Below are 14,523 nucleotides of genomic sequence, written 5' to 3' on the forward strand. Positions count from 1 at the left end.
CGACTGCGGGCGGGGACGGGCAACGGGTTTTCGCGTCCGCGGCCGAGGGCGGACCGAGCGACCGGTGTCAGCGGCGCGTGCCAGTGGCCCACAGCTAGGACCGTCTCCTGATCGAAACCTGGTCGCGATTGGAAACACGCCGAGTTGGCAGATCTCGGGTGGGAAAATGGGAAGGCTGAACTGGGGTGTTTCGCCGCTCCGCGGGGTGGCGCAGCCCGTTTGACGTATGTCGCTGTTGTCGTCAGTGGAGAGGTCAAGACAGTGACCGGCACCGATTTCGACAATTCCCGCCCCAGCCGCCACCCGGAGTTTTCGGCAGGGATCGCTCGGCTCCCGTACTCCTGCCCCGAGGTCGGGAGCACGATCGTGAACCGGGGCGGTCGCGATGAGTGACACACGGGTTCCTTCGGACGTTCCTCCGGAGTCGGCCACCACCGGTGGCAGGCCGCCCGCCGCGGCGTGGATTTCCTGGATCGCCCTGGCCCTGATGACCACCAGCTCGGTTGCCAGCCTGCGGCCGTCGCCGACCATGGCGGTGTACGGGCTCGCCTGCGTGTTCCTGTACGTGATTCCCGCGATCGTCTTCCTGCTGCCGACGTCGCTGGTCTCGGCCGAACTGGCGTCGGGTTGGAGCGGCGGCGTCTACAACTGGGTCGCCCTCGGAATTTCCAAGCCCATGGGCTTTCTGGCGGTGTGGTGCCAGTTCGCGATGACCATCTTCTACTACCCGAGCCTGCTCGGATACGTCGCGAGCACCCTCGCCTATGTCATCAACCCGAGTCTGGCGAGCAACGGCGTGTGGACCGCGTTGGTCATCATGGTTGCCTACTGGGCGGGTGTGTTCATCTCTTCCCGCGGTACCCAGGGCGTCGCCGGGCTGGCCAGCGGTGGGCTGATCATCGGAACCCTCGTCCCCGGGGCCCTTCTGGTCGTCCTCGGCATCGTCTTCCTCGGACAGGGCAACCCGTCGGCGGCCCCGATGACCGCCGACAACCTCCTGCCCGCCTGGGCGGGAATCGCCAGCCTGGTCCTGATCGTGAACAATTTCCTGTCGTACTCCGGGATGGAGATGAACGCGGTGCACGTCTCGTCGCTGCGAAACCCGGCCAAACAGTTTCCCCGGGCGATGTTCTTCGCGATGGCGCTGGTGCTGCTGATATTCATCCTGCCCGCACTCGCCATCAGCTGGGTGGTCCCGGCCGAGCAGCTGTCCCTGACCGCCGGCGTGATGCAGGCGTTCGACGCGGTGTTCGCCCAATTCGGTTGGCAGTGGCTCACTCCGGTGATCGGGGTCATGCTGGTGACGGCCTCCCTCGGAGGCATGCTCACCTGGCTGGCCGGCCCGTCGAAGGGTCTGCTGCTCATCTCCAGGCAGGAGGGCTACCTTCCGCCGTTCCTCCAGCGAGTCAACAAGCGGGGGGTGCAACAGAACATCCTCGTCACGCAGGGACTTGTCACCACGGTGATCGCGCTGCTGTACGCGTTCATCCCCGACGTGTCGAGCGCGTACTGGATCTTCTCGGTGATCACCACCCAGGTGTACCTGATCATGTACCTGCTGATGTTCGTCGCCGCCGTCCGTCTGCGCCGCAAGTTCCCCGACCACCCGCGCGGGTACCGGGCGCCGATGCTCGTCGGGCTCTGCGGCGTCGGGTTCGCGGCATCGCTGGCCGCCCTGCTCATCGGATTCGTCCCACCCTCGCAGTTCGGTGGCGGCAACGCGGGGGTGTACTTCCTGATTGTCGCCGCAGGCGCCCTGGGTCTAGGCCTGCTGGTGCCGTTCCTGTTCTACCGCCTGCGCAAACCCTCCTGGAGGCAAGCCGAGTCGCCGGAAGGGAGCCCGTCATGACCACCGGCACCAACTCCTCGCCACCCCGAGAGCGAGTCGCGCTCTACATTTCGGTCGGCCTCATCTTCCTCGTGGGGCTCGTGGTCGCCCTGCTGGCGTACGGCGCCTCCGAGTCGTCACCGCAGGCGGAGGAGAAGGCCGACCAGCTCACCGCCGAACTGCAGGCGGCGGGCCTGACGGCACCTTCACACGAGCAGATTGTGCGGGTTCTCGGAGACGACGGTGGTGCGGTGTGTGACCACCCGAACGAATCGCTTTCTCGTGCCAACCTGGCGGCACAGCTCGCCAACGGTTCGGGCGGGCCGGGAACCCGGCCGATCATTGCCGACAGTCGGCTGCTGCAGGGGCAACTCCTGGTGATCAAAACCTATTGTCCGGACGAGCTCGCGGACTTCCAGCACTACGTCGACGATCTGAAGACCGCACGCGTGGCGGCGAAGTAGGACCCGCGTCGCGACGCCCGAGTCGACCCGTGTGGTGCGGTCATGCGCGGCGGGCGCGTACTCGGCTCCAGCTCAACTCGAGGACGACGGCCAATGCCAGGATGGCCAGCATCCCGGCGAACGTCCCCGGAGCGGTCCGCAGGGTTTGCACCGCGAACACGGCGAGCACGATGGCGGTCAACACGATGCCGGCGACGAGGACCGAGGTGCGGGCCCGGATCTCCTTCCTCAGCCGAAACGCGCCGATCGAGGTCACCAGGAAAATCGCCAAGGCGACAACGCTGCCGAGCGAGGCGATCGCGGTGAGGTCGACGAACAGGGCGAGGAGCAGGATCAGTGTGGCCGAGATGGTCAGCCCACCGGTGCCACCGATTCTGGCGCGCCTGCCGAACACCGGTGGGAACGAGCCGGATTCCGCCAGCTTCGCGGTCGAACCGACAGCCGCGTAGAGGTTCGCGTTCGCGGACGACGAGGTGGCCAGCAACGCCGCGAACGCCATGATCGCGAAGCCGGCGTCCCCGAGTGTCGGCTTGGCGGCAACGGCAAGGGCGGTGTCGCCGTTGGCGATCACCTCGTCCACCGTCAGCGTGCCGAAGACCCCGACCGAGATCAGGATGTAGAGGGCAATGGTGATGCCCAGCGCCAGGTACATCGCGCGCGGAAGGTTGCGGCTCGGATCCGGGAGGTCCCCGCCGGTGAAGCTGACCACGGTGAAGCCGAGATAGGCGAAGAACGTCAGCGCCACGCTCGAGATGATGTCGACCACCGGGGGATAGGTCGAGCGCGCGAGCAGATCGGGCTCGATCTGCGCCAGGGTGACGACGACGAAGACCGCGAACGCGGTCAGGAGTACCACCACGATCGCGGTCTGGACCCGATCGATCAGCGTCGTGCCGACGATGTTGACCGCCGCCACGGCCACAACCACGGCGCCGGTGAGAATCCTGCTCCACACCGGCGAGTCGTCGAAGAACAGCGCGGCACCGTAACTGCCGAACGACACGGCGACCATGGCGGTGACGATGACGGCCGCGAAGTAGAGCAACCACGACGCGATGGCGGTGGTGTGCCCGCGGCCGTATGCCTGGAGCAGGAACGTCACGATGCCACCGCGGGACGGATACCGCGAACCGAGCTTCGCCACCGCATAGCCCTGCAGTGTGGCCACGATCCCCGCGACGAGGAACGAGACCCACACCGCCGAACCGGCCACGGCGCCGGCCTCGCCGAGGAGCGCGAAGATGCCGGCCCCGACCATCGAACCGACGCCGAGGAACGCGGCGCCTCGCACCGTCATCGCCTTCGTCGATTCACCGCTCCCGTGGTCGGCGGCGCGATGGGCCCCGCCGTCACTTCCGCCGGGCGCGCCGGGGACCGTGCTGTCCATGTCTTTCATGGTCCTCGTTCTCGATCGTCGCGGGGCGGTTTCGGTGTCGAGATTCAGCGGTGTCGAGATTCAGCGGTGTCGAGATTCAGCAAGGACGAGCCGTATTCGGCGACGGAAGGATTGGTACCGAGGGTCCGCGGCAGGCCGGCGGGCTCAGACGGCCTGCGCCGTCGGTGGGAGTGACACCGTGCCGGTGACGGGCACGGCAGTCATCGGTCTGGGCGGCGGATCCGACGTCGGCGCCACCACAATCGATGCCATCACCACGGGCGGCCCGGTCTCGAACTCGCGGCGGGCCGCCTTCTCGACGAGGAGCGGAATGAAGTCACGAATCCTGCTGTCGGTGAATCGTGCGTGAATGCGGCGCACGACGGCCTCGACGTCCGCAGGACTGAAGGACGGGTGCCGGGTGATCAGGCGCTCGATGACGTGGTCGATCTGCTTTGCCTCGTCATCACCCATTGTCTGATGGTCGGCGCGTGGAGTGACCGGGTCAAGGCACGAGATGGCAACAGAGAAGTCACATCTGAGCGTTTCTCCAGGGCAGGTGTAGAAGCGGGGTCCGTGGCCGGCGTCAGGTGAGCGTGACCCGCATTATCTCTGTCCGCGCCACGACCCGGTCTCGTTCGCCGGCGAGCGCGAGCCTGCGTTCGTCGTTCATGTATCCGTTCAGCGCCGCCTGGGATGCAAACGTGAACAGCTGGATCTCGAGCGGTTGGTCGTCGGTGCCGTCGGTCCGGGCGCGCTGCAGCACCCGGCCGCCGTGCTCGGCGACGAGTTCGAGCACCCGATCCTCGTAGGCGACGAGCCCCTCCTCCTCGCCGGGACGGGCCCACAGCAGCACGCACAGTGAAATGGTCACCGCCGCAGCGTAACCCCCGCCGCGGTACGCGCGGCACACGCGCAGCAGCGCGAAGAGGGTTCCTGTGTCTGCTGCCAACCCAAAGAGCGTTCGAACACCGGCAGCGTGATCTCGGTGCGGGTCGACGAGGGAAGCGTCGACCCGCACCGGTTGTCCCTTCCCATGTGGCGCAGGTCGTGAAGTCGAGGTCGCCAGGTGGCCCCGCTACGATTGCTGGCGAGAACTGGCCGTCGCTCGGTCACACACCGTCGGCCAGGAAGGGCAATGCTGTGCTGCATCTGCGCGTCATTTCGCCGAGCGGCCGCTCGGCAGAAGTCCTGCGCACGCTGGCCGCCGAACCCGGCGTCACACATGTGACGCTCGCGCTCAGTGCCGCTATCGACCCGCCCGGCGATGTGATCGAGGCGGATGTGGCGCGTGCCTGCGCGAATGATGTAATTGCGGCGTTGGCCGCTGTGGATCTGGTACGGACGGGCGGTATCTCGTTGGAGCCGGCGGGGACCATGCTTTCCCGCGCCGGGGAGCGGGCGGAAGCTTCGGCTCCTATACGCCGCGACGAAGCCGTGGTGTGGGCCCAGTTGCTCGGTCAGGTGCGCGAGGGGGCCCGACTGACGCCCACATTCCTGGTCTTTCTATCGATCGCATTCCTGTTGTCGGCGGTAGGTGTGGCGACGGCCTCTCCGCTTACGCTGGTTGGCGCGATGGTGGTTGGGCCCGAGTTTCGACCGCTGGCGGCGCTTTCGGTTGGTCTGGTTCGCAGAGACATCGGGCTCATACGGAGTTCGGCACGCACCCTGGCCATTTCGTTTCCGGTCGCGATGGTGGTCACGGCGCTGGCCACACTGCTGTGGATTCGTCTCGGCTGGATCGGGACCGGTGATGTCGAGAACGCCCGCGTCTTCGACTTCATCTACGAGGTGGGGCCATTCTCACTAGTGGTGGCGCTGCTGGCGGGGGCGGCAGGCATGCTCGCATTGGTCACCTACGCCTCCAATGTTCTGGTGGGCGTGTTCATCTCGGTAACGACAGTGCCAGCTGCGGGATTGGCCGTCGTCGCGGTGTTCGCGGGGAAATGGAATGTCGTGCTGAGCTCGCTCGGGCAACTTGGTGTCAATCTGATCGGCATCGTGCTCGCTGGGGTGGCTGTGCTGCTGGTGTTGCAACGTGCCGGTCGCACAGGCGTGTCGGTCATATTCCGGAAGCGCCGTCCGCCCCATCCCCGGCGTGGACGAGCACAAGAGCCAGAACTAGGCGGATTGGGATAAGACTGTGGCTGGTCTGTCGCTCTGGTCGTCCCTCATGGTGCGCCATGTCGTTTGAGACATCGCATCGCCTCACGGGAGGTCTTGCCTTCGGCCATCTTCCGTTGGTGGTGGGCATATCCGTCGCTGCTCGGTGTCCTGGCCTGGGTGACGGCGACGATGTGAATCGCCGAGTTCAGTGTGCGGTCCCCGGACCTGGACAGTCGGTGGCGCTGCTTGTCGGTGAGCTTGGTGCCGCACGCGGCGAGTTCGGTCTTCATCCGGGCGGTGATGTCGTCGATCTGGAACCGGGCCCGGCGCAGGTCCCCGACGATGTCGAGGGCGACATTCTTGCGCATCGCATCCGCCGTGGTCTCGGGCAGGAACGCCCTGAGCCGAGCGGCGGCGTCCTCCGTGTCGAAGGCGCGGTCCATCCCGCCCGGGAACAGCTCACGCAGCAGGGCATGGAGCTGGTTGACGAGCCGGCCGTTCTGTCTGACCAGGTCGACCCGGCGTTCGTCGAGAATCCGCAGAACATCGGTGTGGCACTCCGGGGCGACCGGCCGGAAATCACCCTGACTGAACGCGACACACGCCGCCGCGGCGGCTGGGGGTACCTCCCACGAAGTGGGGGACGATGCGATCGTTCTTGCGCCGGCCACCACGCGAAAGCTCCCGGACCCGGGCGGTCGCGGTCGACGGGATGTCGACCACGGCCTCACCGCGGCTGATCAGCCACCGGGTGAGGTGACCGAGTCCGGATGCATACTCCACGGCCCAGATCCGGTCCGGCCAGGCCTTGGACCAGGTGATGATCTGGGCGTAGTCGTCGAAAGACGATCGAATCCGCACCGATCCGAACTCCTGGTTGGTGGCCGGGTCGACTGCTGTGGCGGTGTGGGTGGACTTTGTGCGGGTCGATACCGATCACGATCACCGTGGAGGGCGCCTTCCGTGCAGGTGGACGGGGTTATCGGTGTTCCGACTTCCGGCCGCCCGGGAAGGGTGGCGTTCCTGTGTTGAGCCAGGCAGCGAACGGAGACCGAGGGGAGGACGGAACCGTCTTGGAGCCAACCCTCCGGCCGGACGAGTGGCAGGAATCCACCGAGCCATCCCCACGGTCACCCATGGCACGCTACGACCCGTCGGTTCGGACACGACGCCGCTCCGACATACAAGCTGGCCAGGCGCTTCGCACCTCCGGGGGAACAGGGAAAATGCCCGCGGCGTCCGGTTCCGCGGTGCTCACCGCTTGGGCTGGAACCAGGATGCGAGGACACTCCGGTGGTGTGTGTTTCGTCTTGACCCCGACCGACTTTGGTGCCCGTGAGCCTGCATATAAGCATGGCGGCGGAGGGCCTGTTCCATCCCCACGGGAACCGTGGACTGTTGCCATCGAGCACGAGTGTCAGATTTCTGTATTCATCCCGCCCTCCGGCGGAACACACCCCAGTGTCAGGTCGATGCGGCAGGCCAATCCACGAGAGGCGAAGGCCATGGATGTGGTGTATCCGCGGTGCGCGGGAATCGACATCTCCAAACGGGACGCCAAGGTGTGCGTGCGACTCCACGTCGACGGGCGCAGACGGGCGACGTCGACGGTGACGACATGGGGCGCCACCACCGGCCAGGTCCTGGCCCTACGCGAGCACCTCGCAGACCAGCACGTCACCACCGTGGTGATGGAGGCGACCGGCGACTACTGGCGCCCGTTCTACTACCTGCTCGACGAATCCCTGGAGGTGCTGCTGGTCAATGCGCGGACCGTCAAGACGGTTCCCGGCCGCAAGACCGACGTCTGTGATGCCGCGTGGCTGGCCGATCTCGGCGCACACGGTCTGGTGCGCGGATCGTTCGTGCCGCCGCGACCGGTCCGCGCGTTGCGGGTGCTGACCCGCACCAGGACGATGGTCACCCGGGAGCGCAGCCGCGAGATCCTGCGCCTGGAGAAACTCCTCGAAGACGCCGGCATCAAGCTGTCGTCCGTCGCGACCAGTATCACCGGCGTATCGGGACGACTGATCCTCGAAGCACTGACGACCGGCGAAACCGATCCCGCCGTGCTGGCGGATCTGTCGAAAGCGCAGCTGCGCAAGAAGATACCGGCGTTGACCGAGGCCCTCACCGGGGAGTTCACCGATCATCACAAGTTCATGACCAGGCTGCTGCTCGACCGGATCGATGCCATCACCGGCGACATCGAACGCCTCGATGCACGGATCCGTCAGGCAATGGCACCCTTCCGAGGGATCCAGGAACTGCTGGTCAGCATTCCCGGTGTCAGCACCACGGTGGCCGAAGTGTTTGTCGCCGAGACCGGCGGCGACATGACGGTGTTCCCCTCCGCCGCGCACCTCGCATCGTGGGCCGGTGTCAGTCCGGGGATGCACGAATCCGCAGGGCGAGTCCGGTCGACGAAGACGAGGCCGGGCAACGCCTACCTCAAGGGCGCCCTGGGGATCGCGGCGATGTCCGCGACCCGATCGAAGGGCACCTACTTCTCCGCCAAGTACCGCCGCATCGCGGCTCGCCGGGGTCGATCCCGAGCCCTCGTCGCGATCGAGCACGCGATGCTGATCGCCGCCTGGAACATGCTCACCAACGGTGATCTCTACCGTGATCCCGGCGCGGACTACTTCACCGGACTGACTCCGGCCAGAACCAAGGCCCATGCCCTGCGCCAACTCGAGGCCCTCGGCTACGCCGTGACGTTGAAAGACGCGGAGCAGGTCAGTGACGCGCCGTGAGAGCGCCGGGTGAGAATAGCGCCTGCCCTGATCTCTGTCGGAAGCGTCGACCCCACCGTTCCTTCTGTGCTTCCGACGTGCCTATCTCGGATTGTCTGCTGCGAGCGGACCCCTTGGCAGGCAGACGCAGAAGGGGTGCCCTGCTGGGTCGACGAGCACGCGGCATCGTTCAGGTGCTGGCTGCAGAGCCGAGACCTTTGCTCCGAGGCTCACTGACTGGGCTTCCGCGATGTCCAAGTCGTTCACGACGAGGTCGAGGTGGATCTGTTTGGGTACAGCGTTGTCTGGCCAGGTTGGAGGTCGGTGGTCCGGCACGTGGATTGCAGTCAGCACTCCGCGCGGCGACTTCACGGTGACGAACTTCTGGCTGGAGACGGTGATGGTTCCGCCGAGCATGGCACTCCAGAACTCAGCGAGTTCCGACGGATCATCACAGTCCAGGGTTATCGATCCCAACTGGGCAACGGCCATTCCTGCACGCTACCCAGCAGGTTCGCGCGGTATCGCGCTTTTGAGCTCGGTTCCCCGGCCTCGGCCAGGGTTAGACGCTTGTCAACGCCGGGTGAGGATAGCGCCAGCCCTGATCTATAGCGCACGCTTGCAGGGTGTCACCAGCCGTGGTCACCTCATTTTCGTGTCAGTCGGAGGCCCTCCGTCCGGCATGGGCGTGGGGCGCCCGATCGGACCGGACCCGCGGACGGTCGCGTCCCGGTCTCGACGATTCATCGCAGGGGCAGGGTCATGAAGGTGCTGTTCGGGTCATCGGAATAGTCGCCGAACGGCGGGCACTCGACGAATCCGGCGGCGGCGTAGAGGCGGCGGGCGGGCTCGAAGAAGTCCATCGTTCCGGTCTCGAGCGAGATCCTGGCGACGCCTCGCTCCCTGGCGTCCGTGATCAGGTGTCCGAGGAGCAGGCGCGCGATTCCCCGGCCACGCAGTTCGGGTGCGGTCCGCATGCTCTTGAGCTCCTCGTGGCCCGCGCCGAGCCGGGCGAGAGCGCCGGTGGCGGCGACCCTGCCGCGGTGTCGGACGACCCAGAGCCGGATGGACGGATGCCTGAGTTCGGTCGGATCCAGTGCGTGTTGGCTCGACGCCGGTGCGGTGGGAGCGATGTCGTCCAGGTGAGCTTGCAGAAAGACCGCGAGGCTCTCGTCGTCGAAGTCTGCCCGTTCGATCAGGGGTTCCACCCGTGAATCATCTCGCGGCGCGCATCGCCGGTTCGACGCGGTGCCTGCGGCGGACGATCGGAACCCGGCGCGGCATCCGGGCTACGCGCGTTGTCGGGAGTTCTCGGCGGGCGCCTGCGCGATGACAACGGTTGCGCCCGAGTCGGCGCAGTGCGTCACCCGTGGGGCGAGACCGGCCTGTGCGCAGGCGGCGGCGGTCAGGTCGGCCTGATGCTCACTGGTCTCGATCAGGAGGTGCCCGCCCGGTGCCAGCCATTCCGGTGCGCCCGCGGCCACCCGTCGGTGGATCTCGACGCCGTCGACGCCGCCGTCGAGGGCGGTGTGCGGTTCGTGTAGCCGCGCCTCCGGGGGCATCGTCGCGATGGCGTCGGACGGCACATAGGGTGCGTTCACGGCCAGCAGGTCGACGCGCCCGCGCAGGCTCGTCGGCAGCGCCTCGTACAGGTCCCCGTGGTGCACCGCGGCGGGTGCGATGTTGCGCTGCGTGCACCGCACCGCGGCGGGATCGATGTCGCTGGCGTGCAGGATGATCGGCCTGGAGGTCGATGCGAGCGCCGCGGCCACCGCCCCCGACCCGCAGCACAGGTCCACCACCACTGAACCGTTGGGAGCCAGCAGGGGGGCGGCCTCGCGCACCAGGAACTCGGTGCGACGACGAGGTACGAAGACGCCCGGTTCGAGCACGATCCGCAGGCCGTAGAACTCGGCCCAGCCGAGGATCTGCTCGAGCGGCCGCCCCGACACACGGTCGTCGACCATCGCCGTCAGGTGCTCGCTGTCGCGCGCGGCGTCGAACAGCAGGCGTGCCTCGTCCTCGGCGAACACGCACCCCGCGGCGCGCAGGGTCGCGACGACATCGGCCGGGGTGGGGGACTGGGGTGTCGTGGGCGGGCCTCACTGTCACTCGACTGGGGACTCTCTTGCGGGCGCCCATCATCGTGGACCACGCGCGGGCGGTTCGCATCCGGATTTCCCTGTCGGTCGCCGGCGCCGGATCCATCGGTGACCTGAGCCTCCCCGGGGCGCGGACGCCGACGGTGATCGCCATGGCGCACGCTCGGGTGCCGGTCGGGCGGGTGGGCGCATCGACGGGTGGATGAAATGCCGCTGGTCGCGGCGTTGCTATAAAGGTGTCCATGTCACGACCCGCAGCAAAGGAAGCACACGAGGACGCGCCGCCGTCGATGGCGAACTCCGCGCTGCTCCGTGAACTCCCCGCCACCGAACGTGGTCTGCGCACCCGGTCGGCCCTGATCGCCGCCGCGCGCACCGTGTTCGAGCGGGCGGGCTACCTCGACACCCGGCTGATCGACATCACCAAGGAAGCGAAGTGCTCGGCCGGCTCCTTCTACACCTACTTCTCCAGCAAGGAGGAGATCTTCGCGGCGGTTCTGGAGCTGGCGCAAGAGGACATGATGCACCCCGGCATGCCGCACGTCGCTGCCGACGACGACCCGGCCGCGATCATCGAGGCGAGCAACCGCGCGTACTTCGAGGCGTACAAGCGCAACGCCAAGCTGATGGCCCTGCTCGAGCAGGTCGCCAGCATCGACCCGGAGTTCCGGAAGCTGCGGCAACGGCGAGCGGATGCCTTCGTGTTCCGCAACGCCCGCAGCATCGGGGCACTGCAGAAGCGAGGGATGGCGGACACGGAACTGGATCCGTTGCTCGCCTCGCGTGCGCTGTCCGGGATGATCAGCCGCCTCGCGTTCGGGTACTTCGTGACCGGCGATTCGATGAGCGAGGGCCGGAAGGTCGACCTCGGCGAGCTCACCGCCACCGCGACCCGGCTGTGGGTCAACGCCCTGCGCATCCCCACCGAGGACCGGGCCACGTAGCGAGAAAGCGGGTCGCGCAAGCGCTCTCGCCCGAGGATCTCACTCGGACACCGCCTCGAGTCCGCCGCGTGGGTTCCGGTCAATACGGCGACGGTCCTCGCCCACGCGGGCTCCGGGCCCCGGTCTACGAACTCGCTGCGTTGTGGAAGACCGCGGCGAGAAGGTCGATGTCGACGACGATGGTGCAGGCGCCGTTCGGTGGGTGAGTGACGGCGAACGTCGCGATTGTGTTCGCATCGAGTTCGAACGCGTCCAGGGCGCCATGGGTGCCGACAGCGACGACCAGCATCGTGTCCCACGCGGGGGACTCGGCCCATTCGGCGACCGTCAGGTACAGGGAGGTCGCGTCGGGTGCGATGCGCAGTGCCTCCGTTACGAGCGCGACCGTGGCGGCGTCGACCGTTGTCATCGTCAAGTCCGTTCGGGCGCAGGGACAATGGTGAGATCGATCAGTGCTGGGAACTTCGTGTCGCGACTGTCCGGAGAGCAAGGCTGGATCGTCTCTCGATCTTTGAGGGGAAGGCTACCCAGGGTCGGGCAGCTCAGCCGGTGAAACCAGAAAACAACCGGGCGCCCGGTATGGAAAAGAATTGGGCGGGCGGACATCCGGAACGGCTGAGGCCATCGGGGGTCTCGCGAGTGTCGTCCGGCCACACGTCCCTGCCGGTGGCAATGCAGGGTAGGCCGGGAACTCTGCCGAACTTGACGTCGGTTTCATGTATAACCAGGGGGTGGAGACGACTGCACCCGAAGGGGATCGCGGCGACCGTCCGGGGTCGGCGCCGCAGCTGCGGGAACCGCCGGCCACCCGGCGCGGTGCCCGGACGCGGGCCGCGCTCGTCGCCGCCGCACGAGTCGTGTTCGAGCGGGACGGCTACCTGGACGCCCGGTTGGCGGACATCACGAAGGAGGCGGGCTGCGCGACCGGCACCTTCTACACCTACTTCTCCGGCAAGGAGGAGATCTTCGCCGCAGTGCTCGACGAGGCGCGGCAGGACATGATGCACCCGGGTATGGGGCGGGTTCGTGACACCGACGATCCCTACGCGGTGCTCGAGGCGAGCAACCGGGCGTACCTCGCGGCATACCGGCGCAACGCCAGGCTGATGGGTCTGATGGAGCAGGTCGCACACATTGATCCCGGGTTCCGGCGATTCCGGACCGAGCGCGCCGAGGCGTTCATCGCCCGCAACGCGCGCGGCATCGCGGATCTGCAGCAGTGCTCGATCGCCGATCCCGGGATCGACCCGATGACGGCCTCCCGAGCGCTGTCAGGGATGGTGAGCCGGCTGGCGTACGAGGTGTTCGTGTCGGGGGAGGCCGCGGACGGTGGGGCGTACGACCTCGAGGCGTTGGTGTTCACCGTCACGAGACTGTGGGCGAACGCCCTGCGGTTCCCCGGGCGCGACTGAGCTCGAGGCGCGGCCGGGGAGGCCGTGTGTAGGTCAGGACGCGGCAGCAACGCGGGCGATGGACTCGGCGACCATCACCGGCTTGTCGGAGCCCTCGCGCTCGACCACCTGACTGGTGGTGACCTGGATTCCGCCGGGAACCTCGTCGGCGGACACGACGGTGACGCGCATGCGAATCCGTGAGCCGACCGGTACCGGGGCGGGGAAGCGAACCTTGTTGTAGCCGTAGTTCAGTCCGTGGGTGAATCCGTCGAACGCGAGCAACCGGCTCGACAGGTACGGGCCGAGGGAGAGGCTGAACAGGCCGTGCGCGATGGTGCCGCCGAGCGGGCTCGCCGCGGCCTTCTGCGGGTCGACGTGGATCCACTGATGGTCGCCGGTCGCGTCCGCGAACGCGTTGACGCGCTCCTGGGTGACCTCGTACCACTCGGTCGGGCCGAGTTCCTTGCCGACGAGTGCGGCCAGATCGGCGGGCGTGCTCGGGCGGACGGGAACGGTGGTGGTGTCCATGTTTCTCCCTGGAAGTCGCTTGTCTGCATTCGGGACGTCGTGTGTCCGCCGGGCTCGGGCCCCGGCTTGGGCTTGAACCTGACGCCGGATTCAATTATACAGAGAGGGAGACCTGGATCACGTCCATCGGTCGGTCGCGTCCTCATCAGCGAAACGAAAGCGGGGCACGTCAGTGAAGGTTGCAGGCAGGGTTGCCGTCGTCACCGGTGGCGGCGGCGGGATCGGCGGCGCGATCGCGCAGGCGCTCGCCGCATCGGGTGCGCGCGTCGTGGTTGCGGACCTCGACGGTGCCGCCGCGGATCGGGTCGCGGACGGGATCAACGCCCACCATCCGGGTGCCGCCGTCGCGGCGGGAGCCGATGTCACCGACGCCGAGGCGATCCGCGGACTGATCGCGTTGGCGGAGAAGGAGTTCGGTCCGGTCGACCTGTACTTCGCGAACGCGGGTATCACCGGCGCGCCCGGGCTCGACGCCGACGAGGCCGCCTGGGACCTGGCGCTCGACATCAACCTGCGTGCCCACATCCGTGCCGCCCAGCAGCTGGTGCCGGGCTGGGTCGAGCGCGGCGAGGGCTACTTCGTCAGTACCGCCTCCGCGGCGGGACTGCTGACCCAGATCGGTGCGGCCGCCTATGCCGTCACCAAGCATGCCGCCATCGGCTTCGCCGAATGGCTCAGCGTCACCTACGGAGACCAGGGTGTGAAGGTCAGCTGCCTGTGCCCGCAGGGCGTCAACACCAAGCTCCTGTTCCCCGACGAGGACGCCGCCGACGGCCTCGCCGCGACCGCCGCGAAGGCCGTCACCTCCGCGGGCGAGGTGCTCGAGCCCGCCCAGGTGGCCGCCGACACCCTCGCCGCCATCGACGAGGAGCGCTTCCTGATCCTGCCGCACCCGCAGGTGCTCGACATGTACCGGCACAAGGGCGCCGACTACGACCGCTGGCTGCGCGGCATGCGCCGCTACCAGGCCTCCCTCCAGAACCAGGGATGACCACATCGGGGTTCACGGAGGCCGCGAGCCCCGAACCCCGAATCCTCCCGCCTCAC

At 67.4% G+C, this 14,523-nt stretch carries 16 protein-coding genes; 7 read left to right on the plus strand and 9 right to left on the minus strand.

Annotated features, from left to right (window positions below):
* Positions 1-385: 385 nt before the first annotated feature.
* Together ACWEPG_RS20070 and ACWEPG_RS20075 are read left to right on the plus strand one after the other, a co-directional pair.
* Positions 386-1,849: an APC family permease gene (locus tag ACWEPG_RS20070; RefSeq protein WP_450112668.1), complete on the plus strand. Its 1,464-nt coding sequence runs from the start codon at positions 386-388 to the stop codon at positions 1,847-1,849.
* On the plus strand, positions 1,846-2,292 hold the full coding sequence (locus ACWEPG_RS20075) for a hypothetical protein (protein WP_450112669.1): 447 nt from the start codon (positions 1,846-1,848) through the stop codon (positions 2,290-2,292). Before ACWEPG_RS20070 ends, ACWEPG_RS20075 begins: the two co-directional genes overlap by 4 nt.
* Positions 2,293-2,332: 40 nt before the next feature.
* Here ACWEPG_RS20075 and ACWEPG_RS20080 read toward each other — a convergent pair whose 3' ends face one another.
* From ACWEPG_RS20080 to ACWEPG_RS20090, 3 genes are all read right to left on the minus strand, one after another.
* The gene (locus ACWEPG_RS20080) at positions 2,333-3,679 is read right to left on the minus strand and encodes an APC family permease (RefSeq protein WP_452595105.1); all 1,347 of its coding nucleotides are present in this window, start codon (positions 3,677-3,679) and stop codon (positions 2,333-2,335) included.
* Between the two features lie 153 nt (positions 3,680-3,832).
* Positions 3,833-4,141 (minus strand): three-helix bundle dimerization domain-containing protein, encoded by a 309-nt coding sequence (locus ACWEPG_RS20085; RefSeq protein ID WP_452595106.1) that lies wholly within the window; start codon positions 4,139-4,141, stop codon positions 3,833-3,835.
* Positions 4,142-4,253: 112 nt separating this feature from the next.
* Positions 4,254-4,541 (minus strand): hypothetical protein, encoded by a 288-nt coding sequence (locus tag ACWEPG_RS20090; protein WP_452595107.1) that lies wholly within the window; start codon positions 4,539-4,541, stop codon positions 4,254-4,256.
* A gap of 269 nt (positions 4,542-4,810) precedes the next feature.
* Between ACWEPG_RS20090 and ACWEPG_RS20095 the strand changes: the two genes are divergently transcribed.
* The gene (locus tag ACWEPG_RS20095; protein ID WP_452595108.1) at positions 4,811-5,806 is read left to right on the plus strand and encodes a DUF389 domain-containing protein; all 996 of its coding nucleotides are present in this window, start codon (positions 4,811-4,813) and stop codon (positions 5,804-5,806) included.
* Between the two features lie 32 nt (positions 5,807-5,838).
* On the opposite strand, the gene ACWEPG_RS20100 is transcribed toward ACWEPG_RS20095, so the two are convergent.
* Complete coding sequence (locus tag ACWEPG_RS20100) at positions 5,839-6,444, minus strand: hypothetical protein (protein WP_452595109.1); 606 nt, start codon at positions 6,442-6,444, stop codon at positions 5,839-5,841.
* Positions 6,445-7,278: 834 nt separating this feature from the next.
* Between ACWEPG_RS20100 and ACWEPG_RS20105 the strand changes: the two genes are divergently transcribed.
* Positions 7,279-8,529, plus strand: coding sequence for an IS110 family transposase (locus tag ACWEPG_RS20105; protein WP_452595188.1), 1,251 nt, complete (start codon positions 7,279-7,281; stop codon positions 8,527-8,529).
* 81 nt (positions 8,530-8,610) lie between these two features.
* On the opposite strand, the gene ACWEPG_RS20110 is transcribed toward ACWEPG_RS20105, so the two are convergent.
* The 3 genes from ACWEPG_RS20110 to ACWEPG_RS20120 form a co-directional block, all read right to left on the minus strand.
* On the minus strand, positions 8,611-9,000 hold the full coding sequence (locus ACWEPG_RS20110) for a VOC family protein (protein ID WP_452595110.1): 390 nt from the start codon (positions 8,998-9,000) through the stop codon (positions 8,611-8,613).
* 251 nt (positions 9,001-9,251) lie between these two features.
* Positions 9,252-9,716, minus strand: a complete 465-nt coding sequence (locus tag ACWEPG_RS20115; protein WP_450112676.1) for a GNAT family N-acetyltransferase — start codon at positions 9,714-9,716, stop codon at positions 9,252-9,254.
* Between the two features lie 81 nt (positions 9,717-9,797).
* A complete protein-coding gene (locus ACWEPG_RS20120; protein WP_452595189.1) occupies positions 9,798-10,559 on the minus strand; it encodes a putative protein N(5)-glutamine methyltransferase in 762 nt (253 codons plus the stop codon).
* Between the two features lie 293 nt (positions 10,560-10,852).
* Between ACWEPG_RS20120 and ACWEPG_RS20125 the strand changes: the two genes are divergently transcribed.
* Positions 10,853-11,554 (plus strand): TetR/AcrR family transcriptional regulator, encoded by a 702-nt coding sequence (locus ACWEPG_RS20125; RefSeq protein WP_452595111.1) that lies wholly within the window; start codon positions 10,853-10,855, stop codon positions 11,552-11,554.
* A 124-nt stretch (positions 11,555-11,678) separates the two neighbouring features.
* On the opposite strand, the gene ACWEPG_RS20130 is transcribed toward ACWEPG_RS20125, so the two are convergent.
* Entirely contained in the window at positions 11,679-11,963 is a 285-nt protein-coding gene (locus ACWEPG_RS20130; RefSeq protein ID WP_452595112.1) for a hypothetical protein, read from the minus strand.
* 322 nt (positions 11,964-12,285) lie between these two features.
* Here ACWEPG_RS20130 and ACWEPG_RS20135 point away from each other — a divergent pair, with 322 nt between their 5' ends.
* On the plus strand, positions 12,286-12,966 hold the full coding sequence (locus ACWEPG_RS20135) for a TetR/AcrR family transcriptional regulator (RefSeq protein WP_452595113.1): 681 nt from the start codon (positions 12,286-12,288) through the stop codon (positions 12,964-12,966).
* A gap of 33 nt (positions 12,967-12,999) precedes the next feature.
* On the opposite strand, the gene ACWEPG_RS20140 is transcribed toward ACWEPG_RS20135, so the two are convergent.
* Positions 13,000-13,476 carry a MaoC family dehydratase gene (locus ACWEPG_RS20140; RefSeq protein ID WP_452595114.1) on the minus strand — a complete coding sequence of 159 codons (477 nt, stop codon included), beginning with the start codon at positions 13,474-13,476 and terminating at the stop codon, positions 13,000-13,002.
* Positions 13,477-13,648: 172 nt separating this feature from the next.
* Here ACWEPG_RS20140 and ACWEPG_RS20145 point away from each other — a divergent pair, with 172 nt between their 5' ends.
* Complete coding sequence (locus ACWEPG_RS20145) at positions 13,649-14,467, plus strand: SDR family oxidoreductase (RefSeq protein WP_452595115.1); 819 nt, start codon at positions 13,649-13,651, stop codon at positions 14,465-14,467.
* Positions 14,468-14,523: the final 56 nt, after the last annotated feature.

Source organism: Rhodococcus sp. NPDC004095 (genome assembly GCF_053604015.1).

Coding starts and splice junctions, on each gene's coding strand:
- ACWEPG_RS20130 (WP_452595112.1), bottom strand. CDS start 11,963: ATGACAACGGTCGACGCCGCCACGGTCGCGCTCGTAACGGAGGCACTG.
- ACWEPG_RS20105 (WP_452595188.1), top strand. CDS start 7,279: ATGGATGTGGTGTATCCGCGGTGCGCGGGAATCGACATCTCCAAACGG.
- ACWEPG_RS20110 (WP_452595110.1), bottom strand. CDS start 9,000: ATGGCCGTTGCCCAGTTGGGATCGATAACCCTGGACTGTGATGATCCG.
- ACWEPG_RS20070 (WP_450112668.1), top strand. CDS start 386: ATGAGTGACACACGGGTTCCTTCGGACGTTCCTCCGGAGTCGGCCACC.
- ACWEPG_RS20140 (WP_452595114.1), bottom strand. CDS start 13,476: ATGGACACCACCACCGTTCCCGTCCGCCCGAGCACGCCCGCCGATCTG.
- ACWEPG_RS20085 (WP_452595106.1), bottom strand. CDS start 4,141: ATGGGTGATGACGAGGCAAAGCAGATCGACCACGTCATCGAGCGCCTG.
- ACWEPG_RS20125 (WP_452595111.1), top strand. CDS start 10,853: ATGTCACGACCCGCAGCAAAGGAAGCACACGAGGACGCGCCGCCGTCG.
- ACWEPG_RS20075 (WP_450112669.1), top strand. CDS start 1,846: ATGACCACCGGCACCAACTCCTCGCCACCCCGAGAGCGAGTCGCGCTC.
- ACWEPG_RS20080 (WP_452595105.1), bottom strand. CDS start 3,679: ATGGACAGCACGGTCCCCGGCGCGCCCGGCGGAAGTGACGGCGGGGCC.